12 protein-coding genes and 1 pseudogene are annotated in these 21,995 nt (G+C 63.4%); 6 read left to right on the top strand and 7 right to left on the bottom strand.

Features of this window, described 5'->3' with window-relative positions:
* The first annotated feature begins 1,443 nt into the window (after positions 1–1,443).
* From QZ634_RS17730 to hemF, 6 genes and pseudogenes are all read left to right on the top strand, one after another.
* Positions 1,444–1,659 carry a hypothetical protein gene (locus QZ634_RS17730; RefSeq protein WP_291990707.1) on the top strand — a complete coding sequence of 72 codons (216 nt, stop codon included), beginning with the start codon at positions 1,444–1,446 and terminating at the stop codon, positions 1,657–1,659.
* 7,807 nt (positions 1,660–9,466) lie between these two features.
* A complete protein-coding gene (dusB, locus tag QZ634_RS17735; protein ID WP_291990709.1) occupies positions 9,467–10,519 on the top strand; it encodes a tRNA dihydrouridine synthase DusB in 1,053 nt (350 codons plus the stop codon).
* Complete coding sequence (locus QZ634_RS17740) at positions 10,516–10,767, top strand: helix-turn-helix domain-containing protein (protein ID WP_291987900.1); 252 nt, start codon at positions 10,516–10,518, stop codon at positions 10,765–10,767. Before dusB ends, QZ634_RS17740 begins: the two co-directional genes overlap by 4 nt.
* Before the next feature lie 48 nt (positions 10,768–10,815).
* Positions 10,816–12,380: pseudogene (purH, locus tag QZ634_RS17745) on the top strand (bifunctional phosphoribosylaminoimidazolecarboxamide formyltransferase/IMP cyclohydrolase).
* A 137-nt stretch (positions 12,381–12,517) separates the two neighbouring features.
* Positions 12,518–13,807, top strand: a complete 1,290-nt coding sequence (purD, locus tag QZ634_RS17750) for a phosphoribosylamine--glycine ligase (protein WP_291990711.1) — start codon at positions 12,518–12,520, stop codon at positions 13,805–13,807.
* A gap of 52 nt (positions 13,808–13,859) precedes the next feature.
* On the top strand, positions 13,860–14,777 hold the full coding sequence (gene hemF, locus QZ634_RS17755; RefSeq protein ID WP_291990713.1) for an oxygen-dependent coproporphyrinogen oxidase: 918 nt from the start codon (positions 13,860–13,862) through the stop codon (positions 14,775–14,777).
* Positions 14,778–14,798: 21 nt separating this feature from the next.
* Here the strand turns inward: hemF and QZ634_RS17760 are convergent, their stop codons facing one another.
* The 7 genes from QZ634_RS17760 to QZ634_RS17790 all read right to left on the bottom strand — a co-directional run bounded on the left by QZ634_RS17760 (position 14,799) and on the right by QZ634_RS17790 (position 21,974).
* Positions 14,799–16,034 (bottom strand): heme biosynthesis HemY N-terminal domain-containing protein, encoded by a 1,236-nt coding sequence (locus tag QZ634_RS17760; RefSeq protein WP_291990715.1) that lies wholly within the window; start codon positions 16,032–16,034, stop codon positions 14,799–14,801.
* A complete protein-coding gene (locus QZ634_RS17765) occupies positions 16,031–17,461 on the bottom strand; it encodes a uroporphyrinogen-III C-methyltransferase (protein ID WP_291990716.1) in 1,431 nt (476 codons plus the stop codon). The genes QZ634_RS17760 and QZ634_RS17765 overlap by 4 nt, the downstream gene beginning before the upstream one ends.
* Entirely contained in the window at positions 17,458–18,231 is a 774-nt protein-coding gene (locus QZ634_RS17770; protein ID WP_291990718.1) for a uroporphyrinogen-III synthase, read from the bottom strand. The genes QZ634_RS17765 and QZ634_RS17770 overlap by 4 nt, the downstream gene beginning before the upstream one ends.
* Entirely contained in the window at positions 18,228–19,175 is a 948-nt protein-coding gene (gene hemC, locus QZ634_RS17775; protein WP_291990720.1) for a hydroxymethylbilane synthase, read from the bottom strand. Before hemC ends, QZ634_RS17770 begins: the two co-directional genes overlap by 4 nt.
* A 262-nt stretch (positions 19,176–19,437) precedes the next feature.
* On the bottom strand, positions 19,438–20,112 hold the full coding sequence (locus QZ634_RS17780; protein WP_291990722.1) for a c-type cytochrome: 675 nt from the start codon (positions 20,110–20,112) through the stop codon (positions 19,438–19,440).
* Between the two features lie 108 nt (positions 20,113–20,220).
* Positions 20,221–21,003: a LytTR family DNA-binding domain-containing protein gene (locus QZ634_RS17785; protein WP_291990724.1), complete on the bottom strand. Its 783-nt coding sequence runs from the start codon at positions 21,001–21,003 to the stop codon at positions 20,221–20,223.
* Positions 21,000–21,974, bottom strand: a complete 975-nt coding sequence (locus QZ634_RS17790) for a histidine kinase (RefSeq protein WP_291990726.1) — start codon at positions 21,972–21,974, stop codon at positions 21,000–21,002. Before QZ634_RS17790 ends, QZ634_RS17785 begins: the two co-directional genes overlap by 4 nt.
* Positions 21,975–21,995: the final 21 nt, after the last annotated feature.

Below are 21,995 nucleotides of genomic sequence, written 5' to 3' on the forward strand. Positions count from 1 at the left end.
TAAGCGGCCAGAAATCCGACTTATCCCACTGCCGGTGCTCGCTCCCCAGCGCCACCGTGTCCTTGGTGAAATAGAGCTCGCGGACCGCCACCCGGCAATGATCTCATTACCGAGTCGGATTGATCAGGCGCGAGGAAGGCGGCGCTCAGCTGATTGGCGTTGTTTAACGGTCCGCCACCGGAGAACTGGTTACGGCAAAGATCTGCGCAAATTGAATTCGCCACGCAGTATCGAGATCGGAATATCGTTCCTGGTCCTCGGTACTGTATGTTGAGGGTAGTACAGCGGGCTCCAGGTTCTGCGTAAGTCCGCGACCGAACCATTGCTGGGGCCGCTCGAAGTCATCCCGACTCGACGCTGAAGATCGCAGGTTGCGATTGATCGACGTCCGTGAGGACATTTCGTCGAGCTGGATAATTCCAGGGCATAGTGATACATTGCCCCGACGCTGCGGCGTGACATACCAGCCGGTTGGTGATGTAGGCAGGTTAAATCTGTGTTTGCACACCGTCCGCTGTCCTTCGACGGTAGAAAATCGGGACGGTACAAAACTGGGTGTACTGCCCAAAAAGGCGCTGTCGTCCGACACAAAGCCGGCTGGCTCGCGTTTAACTACGGTGATTGCGGCAAGAGCTGATAGGGCGCGTGCCTGTCTGGGTCCGGCTTCAGGGTCTGGAAGGACTGCACTTTAGCCGTCGCTTCCACATCCTCTCACCACGTACTAGCAAGCCCTGCTGCAGAAGTGTGCGTTTTTCGGAGGTCTTGGTGGATCTCGGCTCGACAGGTCTTTTGTCTCGCTGTTCCGAGACCCGTTGTAGTTGATCGGGGGCGGCCCGATAAGAAACCGTTGGCGGCAACCTGAGAATGGGTCCAAGGCCACCCCCCAGCGAATCGCTGTTGCGCCAGCGCCGATTCATCGAAGATCTCACCACGGACGTTGTCCGACTTAGGTCTTCCGCCCGTAGGCCGCGTTTGAGGGTTACGAAAGGCGGTGCCGGCACACACCGCTCTTGGTTGATTCATGGTCGGCCTCGAACTGGCATCCATGTTTCGTGCCAATTTCCATAGTAGGGCAAGGGTGAATTCAAACCGCTGTCGCTGTCGGGATCCATAGCTTGCTAGAAAACCTACTTGGCGGTGTTGTTGGAGCGAAAAGTAACCAACGGGCGAGTAGAGAATGCTGCACTCCGAGGAAGTGGACGTTGGCAGCATTGCCACTACCCACCTCGTTTATCGTATTCGAGCTTCAGTCGGCGACGCGAGAACCATCGTCATTAACCGGGCTTGCCAGTTGGTGTAGGTAGCCGAGCTCAACAATCTGTTTCTCGCCTCGAATCGATGCCTGCACAACACATTGCGGCCCGCGCGCTTCGGTCGGCTCTGCCGTTTTGCCTCCTGCGATACTTTCTGACTTGGTCTGCCCGGGCACCAGGCCGAAGGAACATGGGTGCCGCAAAACCGGCGCTGAAATTCGGTCTGTCTTCCTCTGGCTTCGTTGGCGTCCAGCCGGAAGCCACGTCGCCGCCGGATTTCGCGCGTGCCACAGACGCGGCGGGCGCCGTCACGAAATACGAAAGCATCGTCGAAGAAACCAAAATGATCTTCGAAGCCGCATACGCATCTTGGTCCCCCTTATACGACGTGCCATCACGCTGCTGACAGCGCGCGCTCCCGACCGCCCTCTACCTCGTCGTCGACCGGCCATAGGTTCAGTGGAATCGGCCTCTACCTTCTCGGCCATGGCGCAACTCGGCGTCCGTCCTGGGCCAATGTCTCCCGGTCACGCGCCCAAATCTCTGCGCACTCAGAAGGTTGCTTGCAACCCGGCCTCCGTTTCGGGTGGCCGGCGTAGCGCTGGCCGCGACGAGGACGACTCAACGGCATCCCCACCCCGGGCGGGCTTGACCGCACACCGGCGATGGCGTGGAAATCACTCTTCGGCGCCGCCTTTTCAGCAGGCGCGCACGGCGGTCCGTCGTGGCCGCGATCCGGATATCTCCGACGGGGCCGGGCGCTCCGCGCCACGAGCACTGGCTTCGGCCTTCTCGGCCGAGCGGTTCGGCCAGGCCTTATTCGGTCCGGCTGATCCCCGGCTGCTCCGCTCACCCGCTCCGCGCTCTTTTCCCGTCTGCCGTCGGGCCTGACGTTTCGTGCCGGCGAAACGCGGCTTTTCAGCCGCTGGCTGCCCTTGCTGACCTCGGCTGAAGCCTGCACTGGCTCTTCCCTCTGTCTTCGGCGATGGCACTGGTCGCTGCTTCCGACGACCGGAGCACGACAGGCTTGCCTCCCGCAGGCTCACTGTCTCCTGCCCCGCAGGCGCCGCTTGACCGCAAGGCTGGCGCATTGCCGTCCAAGCCATGCCACGCCGGAATCGACGCGCACGGTGGCGCCGTCTGCTCCTGCGCGACTTCCTTGCGTCTGGCTAGAATCGTCGTGGCCACGGCGCGCGAAAGATTCCAGTCCGCTGCTTGCGCACCGTAAAGGGAAAACGTCCATGCCAAAGTTGTCAGTAAAGGATGCAGGAATTGTTGGACCTTCCGATTGCTCATACGCCTGGTCTGGTTTTGGCTTGGCCGTCTCTGCGGCGGCACTTCAAGCACTGCCCGGATGGTAGAATCGGCGCATATTTTAGCACCATCGTTTCACGGAGAAGCGGCATGCCGCGTTACCGCCCTGCGCGCAACTGGCTCCGACATGGTCATTGATCCACTTCCTTTCCCATGCTGGGATGCGCGTCCTCGGAAGCGTCTCGGCCGACGCCAGCTTCCGCCGCGTTACTTCGCGGTAGAGCTCACCCGATCGAACGACGCGGCATCTCATTGACGCGCCCGCCGGAGAAGAAGACTGCGCCCGCCTTCATCAAGGTTGCCGTCCGACCTGGTTTCGCGAGGCGATGCCACCTACCCCGTGCTCCGCCGCCGGATCCGAACAAGGCTGTCCTCTCCTCTCCGACTCGGCAACAGCACCTTACCTGCGTGCCCTTCATGACCGGAGCACGGCGGCGCTGACTGTACGCCGACCGCCAACACGGGCACTCTCGCCATTCCTCGCAGTCGAGACCCGTGGGTTCCCTTTCCGAATACGACGGTGACCTGCTCGGCCCGCGAACTGGCCCTGTTCCCCGACTGGTACCTGCCCGTCACCTCGGAGTGACCTCGACAAAGGCATCATCCACCTTGCAGACGGTTTCGCAGCGCTCCTGGCCAAACCTTCAAAGTCCAAGGGTCTACGCTCCATCGCGACTACCCACTCGCGCAACCTAGATTCTCGTCGGCGAACTCCTCGTCCCGCTTTTCCGAGCAACCCCCGGAATCCTCGATTTCCAGATGCTGTTTACGTCCTCTGACCTACGACCTATAGGCGTCCTCGCTCTAACCGTGAGCCTACATTGACTGGGCCCGAAGATCGGTATCGTCGAATTTCGTGATCCGTTACTGGAAGCGCGCGCCATCCGGACTGGCCGGTACCGCCCGATTTCCACATCCACGATTTCTACCGTGACTACGAATGGATGGGTGTACAGCGCCACTCAAGTTGCTCGCAATCGTTGTCCGCGCGCCTTGCCCAATCGCGACGGCAAGGAAAACTACTTGCGGCCATGCCGCGCGTGCTCTGCGTATCTGCGCGAGCTGCTAGCGCTACAGGGAACGCGCCAGCTGGCCCACGCTGCTCGACGTGGTCGGAAACGACGGGGACCCGATCGTCGGATACAGTTAATGATGTGAAAGCCATATTCTTGCCGCCGGGGCGCGCGACGCCTGCGGCGCTCACCAGGATGTACCACCCCCCCAAACCGCTGTCTGATGGCCGGCCGGCAGGGCGTGATCGCATGGATCTGCAAGCGCTGCCAGGGCGGTTGGCACGAGTGGTGATCAACCACGCCCATCTCGGCGAACAGATCGAGGCGGGCACTGGGCAGCGACGGTTAGCGAATTCGGTCTGCACATAGTCGTACTCGCCCGAACCGGGGGAGCGCTGGAAACCCGTGGCGGGCATCGCCAAGCGCTTGCCATGCTTGGAGAGGTGAACCCTTCCTGGTGGTCAACGGCGAATTGGTGCGAACTGGGATTTATCGCGGGCCAGGGGCATCGCCAGGCACAATCGACGGTGAGCGTGCCCATCTGTGCTGGTCGGACAACCCGCCACACCTTCCGGGCGGCGACTTTTCCCTGGATGGCAGGCTCGTGCGCACAGGCGACCGGAAACCGAAACTCGGCACTCTGACCTACGCGGCATTGGCGTTCTTCCGCCCAATCTCGCCACCGTCGCGGGCCGGCTGTGAAAATGACACTTTCGCACCCTGCTGGACGCGGGCCATGTGCCCGCGGCCGCTCCGGCGAACGACACCGGCGGGTCGCTGGGTAGACCCCCGTCGCGAACGTCTGGTCTGAACTCGACATGGAGGCTTGCCCCAAGCCAGATGAGCCTAATACCCTACGCCGAAAAACACGTCGCCAGCGGAGTTTCGGACAACAGCCATCGGTGACTTGGCTGCGTCGCCGCCTGGCCACGGCACCAGAGCGTTCTGGCTTAAGCCGCGACTCCGCATTATCCCTACCGCTCTCGACAGCTTACTTCGGTAACCTGTCGTCTTCCACCGAGCCCGATGCGGTGATCGCACTGGTCGGCCGCGCGGAAGCGAAGCGATCCTCTTCTGGTCCGCCGAAGAACGAGGGCGGGGGGGCGAACCTGGACGGTTTTTCTGCTAACGGCCCGACGCTTGCCCCGCCGCCGCTTCGGCTTGTCTGCGAAGCGCATCCGATCGGCTGTCTCGACGATATGCTGGCCCGGTTGATCGCCAACCGCGCGGCGCTGTGGCACATACGCTGGTCACGACAAGAATGGGAACAGCCGCATCCGCACGCGCTTGAATGCGTTCGTCCCAGGGACGCATCGGCACGCGCGCGCCCCGGCGAAATCCGCGACCTGCGCACTTGCTGGATCAGATGCGCCGAACAAGGACGACACGAAGTCCCGCTAAATCGCTCCCCGCCTGGCGACATCGGCTTCGGCCGGCCACCGCCGACATCGCATGCGCGTTGCAGGCCGGCATGGCCGATATAGCTACCGAAGCAGAACTGCGCTAACGGATTTCGCCGCCGCTGCTCCGACGCCACGCCTACACGCGCGATCGTCTGCCGGTGGCCCCCCGCCAAGCAGTCCCTGCAAACCCATGCACTACGTCGCAAACAACAAAGCTCCGGCGGTCCACGCTGGTCCTGCTCGAAGCGTCTGCGAGGTCGCTGGCTACGCCTCGGACATCAACCCGCACCTTCCCGTCAGGCGGCCGCTTCAGCGCCGGAGCAACGCTAGGTCTATGAAATCGTCCGCGCGGCGCGCAGGCGTCGGATTGCCGCGGTACACACCCGGCGCCTCGTTCACCCTATCACCAGGCGGCCCTGCGCGTCCTGGGCATGGGCTGACGAATCTCAAGCTGCTCACCGGCATGCGGTCGCCGGCGCCGTCGAAACGAAGCCTACAACCCTGGTACATACCCCGCACCGTCACTGCTGGGGCCGACGGTCCACGATGCCGCACTACAAGACCGCACCGCCGACACTCCTGTGTTCAGCTGGCTGCTGGCATGACGCTGACCGTGACCCGGCCTCTACCTGCGCCCCGGAAGCGCGCCGTTCCGGACACCTGCAACGGCCTTGGCGTGCGACATCGAGGACGACGTAACTGGTTCACGCAGCGCGGTTGCCTTGTGTACACCACGCCACACGAACGTTTGCCGAAATCGAGGAGTTCTGCGCCATGATTGAGCCGGCGAACGGCGCGGACGCACGCAGCAGCGCACGCTCTGTCGACAGTCGCCATCGTCGGTGCCGGGCAGTTGGCATGTCGCTGGCATTGGGCAGCTGGCCGGCGGCCGCGAGAGCGTGACTGTCGTTGCGCGCCAGACCGCCCCGCACGCCCGCCTGGGCCCGCTATCCGCGCGCGCTGGCGCTGGCGCACTGGTAGCGCGCCAGCTGCTTGAACGTCTCGTTGCCTTGAAGCACGCCGCAACGGCGATCAAGTATCCACTTTTCGACACGCGTCGGTTTTGTTCGCACGCTGATCTGCCAGCGAATACGGCATCGACCAGCGCTTTTCGGCTACGTGATGCCCTATCCGCGATCTCGCCGCCACCCCCGACGCACGCATCGCCGCGAACACACACACTTGCACGACGCACGCTGCTCGGCATCACGACCGGCAAACCGACACGGCCGGATCACTCGGCTGCGCAGACGGCGACCCCGCCGCACCGCGCCGGATCCGGGCCCTACTCTTTGTGCACCCGCAAGTACGCCGGTCAGCGACCCCCGACGTGCGCGTTTATACGATCTACCGGCTAGCACGCCGTGTCGCCGACGTCCCCCGTTCCTGGTCACCAGCAGCCGCGCCTGGGAAACGTTTGTACGCCAGATGGTCCGCCGTTCCTGCTGTCCCGCTAGGGGCGCGGACTACATCACATCTCCTGGTCTTGTTTTACACGTGCCACCGGAAAGGGCCGCCAACATTCTCGCCCTCGACGAGGGTGATTTCCGCGCCTCGCTACGGGCGCAATTTCGGCAAGCCGCCTCGCTTTCGTTGCCAGTGGTCCCGCGACCAGCTTTCCGTTGGCGCGGCGGTCCGCGAGCAACTGGTTGGCCCCCGCCAGGTGGGCTTGGGATCTGTCTGGCAACAAGATGAAACAAACAAAAAAAAAAAAAAAAGCGCAAGCCTGCACCCGGTTTCCGGACAGGGCTTCACCTCGGTTTGTGCGCGACGCCTGGGAACTAACTCGCGTCGGCCTGCTCGCCACGCCAGCGACGACGCGGAGATGCCGGTGTCCTGTCCTGCCTACGCGCGTGCTCGCCGCCTCGAGACCGCCGGGCGCATCGCCTTCACCGACGGCCCTCGTGCGCCTCGTCGCAATGACCTGCGCGCTCGGGATCGCTCGTGGCGCAGCCCTGCTGGCACTTCGACGATACTTGCACGCCACTGCGCCACTTCGGTCGCCAGACAATGATTTGGTGAGCCCGCGCCTGGCCATAGCCGGTCCGACGCCTGGGCTGCGGGCTGCGGTTGAACGTCTGAGACAGATCCCGCAAGGCACTCAAAATGGTCCCCCATCGGGGCCGCAGTTCGCTATTTTTACAGGCATTCCGCTAGACTTCGTCGATTCCCCATTCCTGCCATCGCGCCCTCACGATCCCTGCCGCCAACACAACAAGACCCCACCTCTGGTCGAGTTCAAGGAACCACCCTGCCATCGTCACGGGTCAGCCTGCGATCGCTGCAACTGGGCGAACTCGCGAAGCAGCCAGCGCGCTGTTTCGGCGACGATCCACTTTTTCGATGGCGACGCTGCGTGCTCGACCTGTCGCGGGTGGGGCCCCGGGTGCCGCCTCGTCGGAACCCAAATGGCAGTTCTTGAGTAGCTCTTCAGGACCCACGGGCTGAACGTATCGGTGTCCCGGGGCTGCAGCGGATGAGCTTCGCGAAAGCGCCCGCACGGCCGCCTGCCGACCTACGCCGACCGTCGTCGTTCGCTAACGCTCGCGCGCCCCGTGCCGACGACGAGCGTCCTGTGCCCACCGCGCCGCCGCCAGCGCTGGGAACCAAAGCCGGAGGCAACGCCCGAGAGCGCCGGAAGCAAAGCCGAGTGCTCGTCCGCCAGGCGCTGGCCAGCACCGGTGTCGTGCCAGCTCGGCTGTTCCTCACTCGCCCTTGCGTCGGGCAACAGATCTACGCCCGTGTCGGGCGACCTGGTCGTTCTCCGCCGCGGTCAACACTCCGGTGCCGGAATCATCGCCGCGGCAACATCCACATCTACTCTCCCTTGCACTGTCGTGCGCTGGCGGGTGCCAGCGGCGTACCGGATCACGCTACTTTCCAGCACTCGCTTCGATGCCCACTGGTCTCGGTTTGCGGCTGTATCGGACTTTCGACCGTGGCGTACCGACGATCTGCGGGCAAGCGGTGCAAGGTCGCTCGCTGAAAGAACTGGCGACAGCTCCGTAAGCTGGTCGTCGAACCACTCAGGATCGATAGAAGCGACTCGGGAGCGGCAATGGCACTGCCATCGCTGCGCGGATCAACAGAAATCCCATTCTGCGGGTAGATCTCGTCTTTATCTGCGGAGAACATCCCGTGACACTTATTGTCGTCGGGGGAACGTCGGGCAAGGGTGGGGTCGGCAAGACCACACCAGCGCCAGCTTCGCATCAGGCTCGCCCTGCGTGGTTACAAACTTCTCATCGATTTTGACGTCGGTTCCCTGGCGCAGCCTGGATCTCATCATGGGCTGCGAGCGGCCGCGTGTCTAGGACCTGGTCAACGTTCTCAACGAGAAGCTGACGCTCACAAGCCAGGCGCGATCAAGGACAAGCACTGCGAGAACGGCAATCTCTTCGTCCTTCCGGGCTTCACAGACCCGCGACAATTGACTCGCTCACGCAAAAGGTGTCGTAGAAGAGTCCTCAAGAACTCGAACACTGGCCTTCGATACTTCCGTCTGCGATCGTCCGCGTGCATCGAGCGCGGCGCGTTCTGGCCCTTACCTTTGTCGACGGGCGCTGGTGGGTCAGCACCCGAAGTTTCCTCGGTACGCTACTCGTACCCGCATTCTCGGCATCACATCCCATGCCAAGTCACTCCCGCGCCCTGACGCGGCGAGCGGTCCAAATGAACATCTGCTGATCACCTCTACTCGCCGAAACGCGTCGGGAGGAAGGGGAAAATGCTCTCGTACAAGAGTCCAGTAGATTCTGCGCTTGCCGATCTCGGCGTCTTGCCGATTCGTAAGCAGGTCACGTTGCAGTTCGTCGAACGCGGGTCGCCGGCGATCCACCTCGCCACAGCGATGTTGCCGTCGCCTACATCGACGGGTGTGTTTCGGGCCGCTTCCTCTGCGAACCACATCCCCCTACGTTACTGTCGCCTACGAAAAAACCCGGCCTTTCAAGCGATTCTTCGGGGTAATAAGATTCCCTGTTCTCCCTGATCTTCGGCTGCAGCAAGCCCTGAACGGCGTCCATTGCCACGGAAATGGCCTGCAGCGATCATTGCCCACGAACAGCAATGACAGTAACACCGCCCGAATTTCTTCCTGCCGCGTTGCAGCAGGAATTGATTGCCGTGATCTCGAAGTACATCTCGGTAAACCCGGAAGCATCAAGGTGTCGATCGAGAAGCCGGAACATGGAGTACTCGAGTGAACATCGTCATGCCGTACAAGGCCATCAAGACCTAGCCCGAAGCTCGACTTCCGAGCGGAGAAACTCGCGTCGGTGGTCGCGAGCCAATGTCGCGTGACGCCGTGCGCAACAGACCCAGGCGGCCCCGCCCCTAAATGCGCAGCTTGGCATTGAGCCTGGCAATTGCGCGATGCGGCATCCCTGCCAAGCAAACTCGCCGGCACGCAAGATCGTCTGTTTTTTCGGGCGCCAATCGCGGTAGAATCCCCGTCTTGCCTTGCGCCCGGCACCGCACCGCCATGGAATTCCTCGGATTTACGCTTCGCAACAACCTGTTTGTCGCGCCGATGGCAGGTGTGACCGACCGGCCTTTCAGACAGCTCTGCAAGAGCCTTGGCGCCGGCCTCGCCGTCTCCGAAATGGTGACTTCGAACTCACTGCTCTACGGTAGCGCGAAAACCCGCCGCCGCGCCAATCACGATGGCGAAGTAGCGCCGATCTCGGTGCAGATCGCCGGCGCAGACCCGGCGATGATGGCCGATGCGGCGCGCTACAACGTCGACCGCGGAGCGCAGATCATCGATATCAACATGGGTTGCCCGGCCAAGAAGATCTGCAATGTGATGGCCGGCTCTGCCCTGCTCCGTGACGAGCCGCTGGTCGGCAAGATCCTGTCGGCGGTGGTCAATGCGGTACCGCAGACGCCGGTGACGCTGAAGATCCGGACCGGCTGGGACACCAGCAACCGTAACGCCCTGAGCATTCTGAAAATTGCCGAGCAGTCCGGGATCCGGGCCCTGGCCATGCATGGACGGACGCGCGCCTGTGGCTACAGCGGTCACGCGGAGTACGACACCATCCGCGCGGTGAAGGCCGAGGCCCGCATTCCGCTGATCGCCAACGGCGACATCGTCTCTCCGGAGACGGCGAAGTTCGTTCTCGAGAGCACCCGCGCCGACGCGCTGATGATCGGCCGCGCGGCCCAGGGTCGTCCCTGGCTGTTCCGCGAGATCGAGCACTTCCTGAACACCGGCACGCATCTGATGCCGCCGCGGGTCACCGAGATTCACCGCATCCTGCTCGCCCACCTGGAAGACCTCTACCTCTTCTACGGGACGGAAACTGGCGTGCGCGTCGCCCGCAAGCATATCTCGTGGTACACCAAGGGGCTGGTCGGATCGGCAGCCTTCCGCCACATGATGAACCAATTGCCGACGATCGCCCTGCAACGGCAAGCGGTCAACGACTTTTTCCTGGCGCTCGCCGAGCACAACGAGCACCTGCCCTACGTCAGCAGCGATCCGGCCACGCCGGCGCTGGCCAACGCCAATTGTGAGGATCTCGCCGCATGAAGCGACAACACGATGAGGATGAGGACATTGCAAGCTTCGTCCGCAAGGCGCTGGAAAACTATTTCCAGCACCTTGACGGCGAAAAGCCGGCACCGGTGTACGAGATGGTGATCAAGAGCGTCGAACGCCCGATGCTCGAAGTCGTGCTCAAACAGGCCGGCGGCAACCAGACTTTCGCTGCCGAAATTCTCGGAATCAACCGCAACACTCTGCGCAAGAAACTGATCGATCACCGGCTCATCGCCTGAGCCGACCTCTTGCTCCAATCCTCCTTACCCTGCCGCAAACCTGCCACCATGAAAATACGCCAAGCCCTGATCAGCCTCTCCAACAAGAATCGTGCTCTCGAATTTGCCCAGGGCCTTGCCGCCTACGGCGTCAGACTGCTGTCGACCGGCGGCACGGCCAAAATGCTGCGCGATGCCGGCCTTGAGGTCACCGAGGTCGGCGATTACACGGGCTTCCCGGAAATGCTCGACGGCCGCGTGAAAACGCTGCATCCGAAGGTGCACGGCGGCATCCTCGCCCGCCGCGATCTGCCGGAACACCTGGCGACCATCGAGCAGCACGGCATTCCGGCGATCGATCTGGTTTGCGTCAACCTCTACCCTTTCCGCGAGACGATTGCCAAACCCGACGTCACGCTCGCCGAGGCCATCGAGAACATCGACATTGGCGGTCCAGCCATGGTCCGTTCGGCGGCCAAGAATTACACCGGCGTGGCCGTGGTCACCGATCCCGAAGACTACCCGGCACTCCTCTCGGAAATGGCGACCAACGACGGCGGGCTGAGCGCGGCCACCCGCTTCGCCCTGGCCAAGAAAGCCTTCGTACATACCGCGCGCTATGACGCGGCCATCGCCAACTGGCTGACCTCCCTTGACGATAGCGAACAGGCAAAGCCCTTTCCCGAGCGGCTGCAGCTGGCTTTCGATCGTGGCGAGACGCTGCGTTACGGCGAAAACCCACACCAGCAGGCCGCCTTCTACCGTGATCCAGAGCCGGTCTCAGGCTCGATCGCCAACTACCGGCAGCTACAGGGCAAGGAACTGTCCTACAACAACATCGCCGACGCGGACGCCGCCTGGGAATGCGTCAAGACCTTCGACACGCCCGCCTGCGTGATCGTCAAGCACGCCAATCCCTGTGGCGTCGCGATCAGCGCCGACCTTCTGTCGGCTTACGAAAAAGCCTTTCAGACCGACTCGACGTCGGCGTTTGGCGGCATCATTGCTTTCAACGGCACGGTAGACGCCGACGTCGTCGTGGCCATGAATTCGCGCAAGCATTTCGTCGAGGTTCTGCTCGCTCCCGCGTTCACCGCCGCGGCCAGGGAACTGCTGTCCGGCAAGCAAAACCTGCGCGTCCTGGAACTGCCACTGGCCAAGGTCTACCACGACTTCGAGATGAAGCGCATCGGCGGTGGCCTGTTGCTGCAGACACCGGACCGATTCAACGTGCAGGCGTCCGACCTCAGGGTGGTCAGCGCCCTGGCGCCAAGCGAGTCGCAGATCGAGAACCTTCTTTTGCCTACCGCGTCGCCAAGTTCGTCAAGTCCAATGCCATCGTCTTCTGTGGCCGCGGCATGACCCTGGGCGTTGGCGCCGGCCAGATGAGCCGCGTCGACTCGACGCGAATTGCCGTAAGCAAGGCCCAGAACGCCTGTCTCGAACTGGCCGGTTCGGTGGTCGCCTCCGACGCGTTCTTCCCCTTCCGTGACGGCATCGATGTCCTCGCGGCGGCGGGCGCCAAGGCGGTCATCCAGCCGGGAGGGTCGATGCGCGACGAGGAGGTGATTGCCGCCGCCAACGAGCATGGACTGACGATGGTGTTCACCGGCGCCCGTCACTTCCGGCACTGATCGCAGTGCGGCGGCAAAGACGCGAAGTGTGACGGGCTTTTGAGCTGATCTAAATACCAGCGGAATTGTCGACGGCAATCGTTCTGCTGCGGACCAGCAGCATGCCGCCGCGGCCGCTCTCGGGGGAGAGGATTTTTATGAAGTTACTGGTCATCGGTTCGGGCGGTCGCGAACACGCACTCGCCTGGTGTCTGGCCAAGACGCCCGGCCTGCAGAAGGTCTTCGTCGCGCCTGGCAACGCCGGCACGGCTGCGGACCGGGCGCTGGAGAACGTGGCCATCACCGATCTCGACGCGCTCGCCGACTTCGCCGAGCAAGAAAGGGTGTCGCTGACCATCGTCGGCCCCGAAGCGCCGCTGGCGGCCGGCATCGTCAACCTTTTTCGCGCCCGCGGCCTGAAGATCTTCGGCCCGAGCAAGGAAGCCGCGCAACTTGAAAGCTCGAAGGACTTTGCCAAGCGCTTCATGGCCAGGCACGGCATCCCGACGGCGCGCTTTGCAAGTTTCACCGACCGCGCTTCGGCGCACGCCTACGTAGACCAGCAGGGTGCGCCAATTGTCATCAAGGCCGATGGCCTCGCTGCCGGCAAGGGGGTGGTGGTGGCGATGACTCTCGGCGAGGCGCACGCTGCGCTCGACCGCATGCTGCCAGAGAATGGCGCGTGCGCGCCGGAGGGTGGCACGCCGACGCAGGTGGTCGTCGAAGAGTTCCTGGAGGGCGAGGAAGCCAGCTTCATCGTCCTGGTCGACGGCAAGGATGTCCTGCCGCTGGCATCGAGCCAGGACCACAAGCGTATCGGCGACGGCGATACCGGCCCCAACACCGGCGGCATGGGCGCCTACTCGCCAGCGCTGGTGGTGACCCCGGAGGTGCACGCCAGGACGATGCGCGAAATCATCCTGCCGACGGTACGGGGAATGGCCGCCGAGGGAATCCCCTACACCGGTTTCCTCTACGCCGGGCTGATGATCGGCAGGGACGGATCGGTCAAGACGGTTGAATTCAATTGCCGTCTCGGCGACCCGGAAGCGCAACCGATCCTGATGCGCCTGAAGTCGGACCTGTTCATGCTGCTCGACCACGCTGTCGCCGGCCGGCTCGACCAGGTCGAAGCGAGCTGGGATCGTCGCGTCGCCCTGGGCGTCGTTCTCGCGGCCGCCAACTACCCTGGCACCCCGCACATGGGCGACGTGATCAGCGGCCTGCCGAAAGGCGGCGCAAGCAGCGAAGACAGTCATGTTTTCCACGCCGGGACCAGCGAACGCGAGGGCCAGACGGTCACCGCCGGTGGCCGCGTACTCTGCGTCACGGCGCTCGGCGACAACGTCAAGCAGGCGCAGAAGCGCGCCTACAATCTGATTATCGGAATTCACTTCGACGGTATGCAGTATCGCCACGACATCGGCCACCGCGCCGTGCCACGATGAGGAGTCAGAGCAGGCAGGGGATCTGGTGGGGGTCGGCCGGCGAACCCTCGAAATGATCGACGCGGCACTCCTGAGGAGCTATTTCACCGGCTTGCAGACGCGCATAGTCGCGGCGCTGGAAGCAATCGAGGGCGCCGACGGCAGACAATTCCGCGCCGATAGCTGGCAAAAGGCAGCCGGTGGGCCGCTCGCCGGCAGGGGCTGCACGTGCATCATCGAGGGCGGTCGCGTCTTCGAGCGCGGTGGCGTAGCCTTCTCGCAGGTCAGCGGTTCCACGCTGCCCGCTTCGGCGACCGCAAAGCGGCCAGAACTGGCTGGTCGCGCCTTCGAAGCGATGGGCGTATCGCTGGTGTTACACCCGCAAAACCCTTACTGCCCGACCGCGCACATGAACGTGCGCGCGCTGGTGGCGACCAGGAGCGATGCTGAACCGGTGTGGTGGTTCGGCGGTGGCATGGACCTGACCCCCTACTATCCATTCAGCGAAGACATCCGGCATTTCCACGCCACGTGCAAGAAGGCGCTGCTCCCTTTCGGGAAAGACGTCCACGCGCGCTACAAGAAATGGTGCGACGAGTACTTTTTCCTCAAACACCGCAATGAACCACGTGGCGTCGGTGGCGTGTTCTTCGACGACCTGAGCGAGGGTGGTTTCGAGCGTTGCTTCGCCCTGACTCAAGCCGTCGGAGAAGCGTTTACCGAAGCCTACCTGCCGATCATCGACAAGCGCCAGGGAACGCCCTACGGAGAACGCGAGCGCGACTTTCAGGCGTATAGGCGGGGGCGCTACGTCGAATTCAATCTGGTCTGGGATCGCGGAACGCTGTTTGGCCTGCAGTCGGGCGGACGAACCGAGTCGATCCTGATGTCGCTGCCACCGACCGTCAAATGGCGTTACGACTGGCGACCCACGGCCGGCAGCCCGGAAGCAGAACTCTACGCGCTGCTGGAACCGCGAGAGTGGGTCTAAGCGGGAGGGAGACCGATAGACCTAGCCGGGCAAACGAGGCACTGCGCGAGGAGAGCTCAGGCCAGGGCGAAGAAGCGGCGTTGAAGGACGCAGGGCGACCTGCTCGGCGGCGGCCCGGTAATGCGGCATGGCCTCATCCCAGCGTTCGGTCTGCTCGAAGAGGCGAGCCAACTCAAGCCTGACCGCGCGCTGATCGACCAGCGACAGTGAGGCCTCGAGGTAGATTTGCGCTTTACCCCACAAACGCTGCTGCAAACACAGGCGGCCCAAGGCGAGCAGCAGTTGTGCGTCGTCGGGATGCTGCGGCAGCCATTTCTCGGCGCGAGCAATACACGAAGTCAGGTCGCTGCCCCGCACCTGGCCATAGAGTTGCACCAAGTCCGAATCCCACTGCACGTCGAGCTGTTTCTCGATCATGCGCTGCGCATCATCGTCAACCCCGTGTTCAAGCAAGGCTTCGCAGGCGGTGTGCGTCAGCCTCAGGCTGCGCTCCTTGGCCGGTATGGCACGCAGGTAGGCGAGCAATTGGCCCTCGTCGGCCTGTTGCTGCCGGCGGATGGTTTCCTGGTGCGCCTGGGTCTTGATTTCCTGCGCCAATTCCGGAGCCAAAGCTTCGCGCTTCTCGAGCAGGCGTGCCAGCCGCAACACCTCCGGCCAGTTGCCGCAACCCTGCTGGGCACGCAGTTCAAGGCGCAACGCGGCGATGTGCCGACCAGAAATGTTCTGCAGGGCGTGCAACAAGCTCACCGCCTCGACATACTGCTCATGGTCGATGGCCATTTCGGCTTCCAGCATCAGCCGGGCAGGATCCAGCCGCGAGTCGTTGACGCGGCCGAGCCACTCCTGCTCCTTCTCGGGTTCGCAAAGACCGTGCGCGGCCCGTGCGGCCAGCAAGGCTGCCACGCCCGGCGACTGGCCAGCAGCGTGCGCCTCGCCGGCTTTCTTCAAAGCCTGCGTGAAACGCCCTTCGAAGAGCAGGCGAATGGCCTCATGAAGAGACGCCGTGGCCTTCTCGCGACGGCGACGTGCGCGATAGTCGCCAAACCGGCCGGGCAGGGAGAGCGTCAGCCCAATTGTCCGCAGCAGCAGGTACAGCAGGGCGAAGGAGGTGAAGAAGAGAAGAATCGCCAGACTGAGTGCGATCTCGATGCGATACGGCGGGACGATCAGCAGCAGATAGCCGTCGTTGTACCGTGCTGCCAGCGAAACGCCGACAGCCGTGGCAGCAAGTGCCAGTAGCCAAAGTAGCCCTCTCACTGGCGCTCCTGACCGAGCTTGAAGGTCTTGACCGCCGACAGGCTTTCATTGAGCGTCGGCATCTCGATGTTGATCTCGGTGGCAACGAGCTGGTCCAGATTGCTTTGCGCGGTCTGCAGCGAGCTATCGCTGGTATCAAAGTAGCGATCGATCCACGCCCGGGCATGCTTCAGCTCGTTCTGGAAAGTCCATTGATCGCGCGCCAGCAAAGCCAGGCGCGCGTTGAGTAGACGCAACTTGAGATTCTCGCGCAAGAAAAACGCCTGGCCCGGCGCGAGCAAGGCCGGCTCATCGCGGTCAACGCGCTGGATCCGGATCAGCGACTTGACTTCGCCCCAGATCTCGCGACCCAATCGCTGCCACAGCTCAGCGCTGACCAGTTTCTCCCAGAACTCGACGCTGCTTACCGAAGGCCATTCAGCAGCCGGGGGCGACGACACTTCCGCCGCCGCACCGTCTGCGCTTTCTTTCGCGCCCTCGCCGTTCGGCCGGGAACGTCCATCGACAGCCAGGGGAATCGTGTCGATGGCGTTGATGACACTTTCCAGGCGCAAACTCATGGCCGCAACATCGATCTGCGGCAAAGCACGCAGGCGGTCGAGATCATTGCTCAAAACCTTGCGCAGGCTGACGAACTGTGGCCGGCTGCTCGCCGCCAGGCGGGCGTCGGCGGTTTGCAGGGCGAGTACGGCTGCCTGCACATTGCCCGCCAGCTGCAACTGCTGCGCGGCCAGGGTCACACTTTGTTCGACTTCGGCGAGTGCCCACTCATCCCGGTTGCGGGCGATATCCTGGTACAACTTCTCGAGCATCGCCTGCTGGCTCTGCGATTCGCCAATTTTCCCCTCAAGGGCCGCAAGGCGACCGAGAACACCAGCCACCTGCTCGGTCGCACCCTTGGATAGCGCGCGGATTTCGGCGCCACTCGAATCGCTGTCGGCGAGGCGACGGGCCAACTCCTGTTGCGTATCGGCCAGTTTCTCCCGGGTTTCGAACCACTGCCAGCCGGCCAGCCCAAGGGCTACCAGCACCACCAGCAACCACGGACTGCGCCAGCCGGGCGACTGCTGATCCGCCGCCGCCCGGCTTGCCGGGGGCTGGCCTGTACCCTGTGCACTGTCAGGCGTTGGCTGACTGGCCGGCGATGGCGTCTGAGCAGCACTCTCTGCAGATGCTTGCACCTCGGCGCGTGGCGGATCCTCGGGCGTCGTTGCTCGACTTTCCGGCAACGGCTCCTTGTCGACCGGTGACTCAGCTTCCGGGACCTGCCCCGTCTCCGGCCGCTGTTCGCCCGCGGGCAACGACTCGCTCTCGGGTTCTGCGCGAGTACCCGCTGACGGCTGCTCCTCTGGTGGCGGCTTGCCAGCCGACTCCGCGGCAGCTTGTTCGGAAAGTGGAGACCTTGGGTCGATTTCTTCTTTCATCATGACCGCCAATTATATACGTTCAGAGCAGCAATGATCCCAGCATCTGCCGGTTCGGTCAGAATCACCCGCTGCAAACCAAGTTTCTGCGCCAAATCGGCGATCCGCTGGTGTGGCACGAACACCGGAGTGGTACACAGAGACGCACGCGCGGAGGCGTCGAGCAGGTCGACAAGGTTCCGCAAACCCTCGCTGGAGGAGACTGTCAGGGCGTCAAGGCGGCCGTTGCGCCAAAGCGCTTCGAGCACGGCGGCACTCGCCGGCGACGAACGCTGGTAACAGCTCACGTAGTCGACCTCCGCCCCGCGCTCCCGCAAGCTGTCGGCAAGGAACTCACGGCCACCGTTGCCGCGAAAGATTACCACCCGTTTGCCAGCAACACCGGGGCTCTGCAATGCCGGAAGTTCGAGCAAGGACTCTGAATCGAAGCGTTCGAGCGGAGCGAGCGGGTTCCTGATCCCGTACGCCAGCAGCAAGGAAAGGCTCCCCTGACCAATGGCGACCGCCTGCAAACCGGCCGGCCACTGACGAGCCGCAAGGATTTCCGGAACGCTGTGCTCGACGGCATTCGGGCTGATGAAGATCGCCAGCGAATAGCCGTCAAGCGCTGCGATGGCCAAGCGCAACGGCTCCGGGTCGTCAGCTGGCGCTATCTCGAGCAACGGAAAAAGCAGCGGCTCGCCGCCGTGTTCGGCGATCCAGGCGGCCAGCCGGGGCGCTTGCGCACGCGGCCGCGTGACGACGATTCTCTTGCCGCGCAATGCCTCGGTCATTGCCCTGCTGCAAGCTGGTCAAGTATGGCGTCTGCTCCCTGGTCGCGCAGCATCTGCGCCAGGGCACGGCCGACGGCCTCGTCGTCGTCTGGCGTGCCGCGCAACTCACCCGCAAGCAGCTGCCTGCCGTCTGGTGAAGCGACAAAGCCACGCAGCCAGAGCAGACCGTCCTCGAGCATCGCATGCGCGGCCAGAGGAAGCTGGCAGCTGCCGCCCAGGGCGCGTGAAAAAGCACGCTCCGCGCGCACGCATTGAGCCGCAGCAGGATCGTTGAGCGGAGCCACCAAGGCGATCAAATCAGCGCGCTGGGCTGGCACCTCGATACCGAGCACACCCTGGCCTGGCGCCGGCAAGGACTGCTCGGGGGTCAACACGGACGCAATTCGGCCGACCAGCCCGAGTCGAATCAGGCCCGCGGCAGCGAGGATTATGGCGTCGTACTCACCCGCATCAAGCTTCCGCAGACGCGTATCGAGGTTGCCGCGCAGGCTCCTGATGACCAGATCAGGATAGCAAGCGCGCAGACTCGCCTCGCGGCGCAGGCTCGAGGTGCCGATCACGGCCTTGGCCGGCAGGTCGTCGAGCCTGGCAAAGCGGTTGGAAACAAAGGCGTCGCACGGGTTCTCGCGCGACGAGATGGCGCCAAGGACAAAGCCATCGGGCATGTCCATCGGCAGGTCCTTCATCGAATGCACCGCGATATCGGCCTGGCCGTTCTGCATCGCCACTTCGAGTTCCTTGATGAACAAACCCTTGCCGCCGATGGTCGCCAGCGGGCGATCGAGGATCTGGTCGCCACGGGTGGTCATGCCAAGGATCTCGACGTTGCGCTGCGGGTATAGTTCTGCGAGACGCCCGCGCACGAACTCCGCTTGCCACATGGCAAGGCGCGACTCTCGCGAGGCGATGACGATACGCGACTCATCTGGACGTGCAGAGTTCAAGGCAGGTCTCCGGCAAACGCGCTGCCAAGCGCACCAGAAAGCCGGCGCGCGAGGGCAGCATCACCCCAAAGGCATCTCGATCAGAGGCGATTCTAACACGCTTGGCCAGCGCGCTTGCCCCGACAATGCCGTCGTTGAAATCGATTCCTGCGCGCGCGCAGCACCGGAAAGACTGGCCTTCGCTGGCTACCTACGCGGACTGTTACCCGGAAAGCGGGAATGAGCATGTCATTCCAAACCGCGCCCCCTCGAACGGCGCCGCTTACCGCTCGACCGCCTGAAGGGTCGTCAGATAGGCCAGGACATCCTGGCTATCGCCGTCCTTCAGCCTGTACAAGGTTCCCGTTTTGGCGCCTTCTTCGTCGTGCGGGCGATCCCCCTGGAGGTAGGCGTCGATCTGCTTTTGCAGGTAGTTCGTGTATTGGCCAACGAGCATCGGGAACATGCCGCGCCCCTGCGCCGTCTTGCCATGGCAGACGGCGCAGTTTTTCTGGTAGACCGACTTGCCGTTTTCGATATCGCCGGCGGCACGCGGGATGATCATCACCTTCTCCATTGCCAGCAGGCGCGCCAGAGCGTCGTCGCTGTCCTTGAATTCCGGCGGCCGCGTCGGCAGTTCGATCTGCGCCAGGTAAGCGGCGACCAGCTTCATATCCTGATCATCGAGTTCGCGCTCCCTGGTATACGGATACATCGGCAAGTTGATTCGCACCTGACTCTGGAAGGCCAGTAGCTGCTGCTCGACGTATTTTGGCGACTGGCCGGCGATGCGTGGGTACTCGCCTTGCTTGCCGCCAGCGCCGAAGGGGCCATGGCAGGCCGCGCACGGACCGTAGATATCCTTGGCGCGATCGATGTCGAGCGCCGCAGCCGGCAGAACGAGCGCTCCCCCGAGCAGGAGGCAGAACAGTTTTCTCAAGCCTTGAAAGTACTTCATGACGACCTCGTCGGATGGCAGCCGGAATTATAGAAAAACCGTCACCGGCTACCTTGATGAGCGTCAAGAAGCGACTCCCGAGCCTCCTCCGGGTGCCGCGGTTGCCGCTCAGGAACTCAGCTGGCGCGCGAAGGATTTGAGCAAGGACCACTGCCGGCGACTGACCGGCAGCCGATCCGGCACGTCGCGCAGGATAGCCTGCCACTGCGCGTCAGCGTCGTCGCAATCGCCACCCTTCTCGAAACCAGAAAGCGCATTCCGCGCTGCCAATACACTGCGATGCAGACGAATGAACTGTGCGCCGAACTCCTGTTCGAGATGGGTCAGCGACTCGTCAAGCAGGAACTCGCGATCACGGGTACGCGCCGTGACGTATTTCAAGTCGGCCCGCAAGTAAATGATGTCAGCCACCGCAATCAGCAACAGCCGGCCCCGTTCGTGGCAGGAAAGGTGGCTGCGCGCAGCCTGCGGCAGTTGCGCGAGCAACCCGGGCGGCACTCGTTTCCGGCGCACTTTCCGCAACGCCTCCAACAGGCGCCACGCACGCACCGGCTTCACCAGGTAGTCAATGGCATTGAGCTCGAAGGCCTGCACCGCGTAGGCGTCGTAGGCGGTAACAAAGATCACCGCCGGCGGGTGTTCAAGCCGAGACAAATGACGCGCCAGTTCAATCCCGTCCATTTTCGGCATGCGGATGTCGACCAGCGCCACATCAACCCGGCGGCCCTCGACGGCCGCCAGAGCCCGCAGGCCGTTGTCGGCTTCGGCGACGATCTCGTTTGGCAGTTCCGGCGCGATATCGGTCAACAGGTCACGCAGACGCGCCAGTGCCGGCGCCTCATCGTCGCAAACCAGCAGAGCAAGAGGGGAAGCGGCAACGGACACAGTCATCGCCCCTGCTCCCGGCACGGCAGAACGATGCGCACCCGGTACTCGTGCCGGCCGTCGGCCAGTGCTACTGCGTCGGTTTCGAGGCGCGCCTCAAGGTCATAGTAAAGCGCAAGGCGCTCGCGAATGTTGGCGAGCGCCATGTGGCTGCCGTGCTGATTATCGGCGCCGCCCGCGCAGGGATTGACGATATCGAGTTGCAGCGCGTCAGCGCGGCGGCCGATGCTGATGCGAATGCACCCGCGATCACCCAACGGCTCGATGCCGTGATAAACGGCGTTCTCCAGCAGTGGCTGCACCATCAGTGGCGGGACTTTCAGGTCGAGCGGCAGATCGGGCGCGATGTCCCATTCGACGTGCAGACGCTCGGCGAGACGCAGTTTTTCGAGATCCAGGTACTGCCGGCACAGGGCCAGCTCGTCAGCCAACGGCACCAGTTCGCGATGATCGCGCATCAGCGCGCGAAAAAGCTCGGCCAGTTCCTCAAGCGCCGTCTCGGCACGGCGCGGGTCGGCGCGAATCAGCGAGAGCACCGCATTCAGGGTGTTGAAGAGAAAATGCGGCCGGATGCGTGCGGTCAGCGCCTGTAGTCGCGCCTCGACCAGCGCCGGCGACAGGGCGCCGACGCGCAAGGCAAAGTAGGCAAGCATGAAGCCGGCCGCCAGCCCGGCAAGCAGGCCTGCCCTGAGCAGGCTCTGGCCACCAGCGTCGGCGAAGAGCAGGTGATTCCACAGCGCCGACAACACGATCGCCGAAGCGGCTGCCAGCAGCAACACCGTCGAACGCCCTATCCAGGCCGGCACTCGCCGCAGGATATTGGCGCCGAACGCCAGCAGCGCCAGATTGAAGAGCAGCAAGGGCTGCACCCAGGCGGCCATGTCGATGAACTGCTGCACGCTGTCCTGCACCCCCTGGCTCTGCACCAGTGCGGCGCCCAGCGCCAGCAGGTTCACGCCGAGCAGGATTCGCAGCATGACTCCGGAATTCCGGAAATC

This window comes from Candidatus Accumulibacter sp. ACC007 (assembly GCF_907163205.1).
Lineage (GTDB): Bacteria > Pseudomonadota > Gammaproteobacteria > Burkholderiales > Rhodocyclaceae > Accumulibacter > Accumulibacter regalis.

Bases quoted from the DNA above. Each gene is read 5' to 3' on its own strand.
- QZ634_RS17730 (WP_291990707.1), top strand. From the start codon at position 1,444: ATGGGTGCCGCAAAACCGGCGCTGAAATTCGGTCTGTCTTCCTCTGGC.
- dusB (WP_291990709.1), top strand. From the start codon at position 9,467: ATGGAATTCCTCGGATTTACGCTTCGCAACAACCTGTTTGTCGCGCCG.
- QZ634_RS17740 (WP_291987900.1), top strand. From the start codon at position 10,516: ATGAAGCGACAACACGATGAGGATGAGGACATTGCAAGCTTCGTCCGC.
- purD (WP_291990711.1), top strand. From the start codon at position 12,518: ATGAAGTTACTGGTCATCGGTTCGGGCGGTCGCGAACACGCACTCGCC.
- hemF (WP_291990713.1), top strand. From the start codon at position 13,860: ATGATCGACGCGGCACTCCTGAGGAGCTATTTCACCGGCTTGCAGACG.
- QZ634_RS17765 (WP_291990716.1), bottom strand. From the start codon at position 17,461: ATGATGAAAGAAGAAATCGACCCAAGGTCTCCACTTTCCGAACAAGCT.
- QZ634_RS17770 (WP_291990718.1), bottom strand. From the start codon at position 18,231: ATGACCGAGGCATTGCGCGGCAAGAGAATCGTCGTCACGCGGCCGCGT.
- QZ634_RS17780 (WP_291990722.1), bottom strand. From the start codon at position 20,112: ATGAAGTACTTTCAAGGCTTGAGAAAACTGTTCTGCCTCCTGCTCGGG.
- QZ634_RS17785 (WP_291990724.1), bottom strand. From the start codon at position 21,003: ATGACTGTGTCCGTTGCCGCTTCCCCTCTTGCTCTGCTGGTTTGCGAC.
- QZ634_RS17790 (WP_291990726.1), bottom strand. From the start codon at position 21,974: ATGCTGCGAATCCTGCTCGGCGTGAACCTGCTGGCGCTGGGCGCCGCA.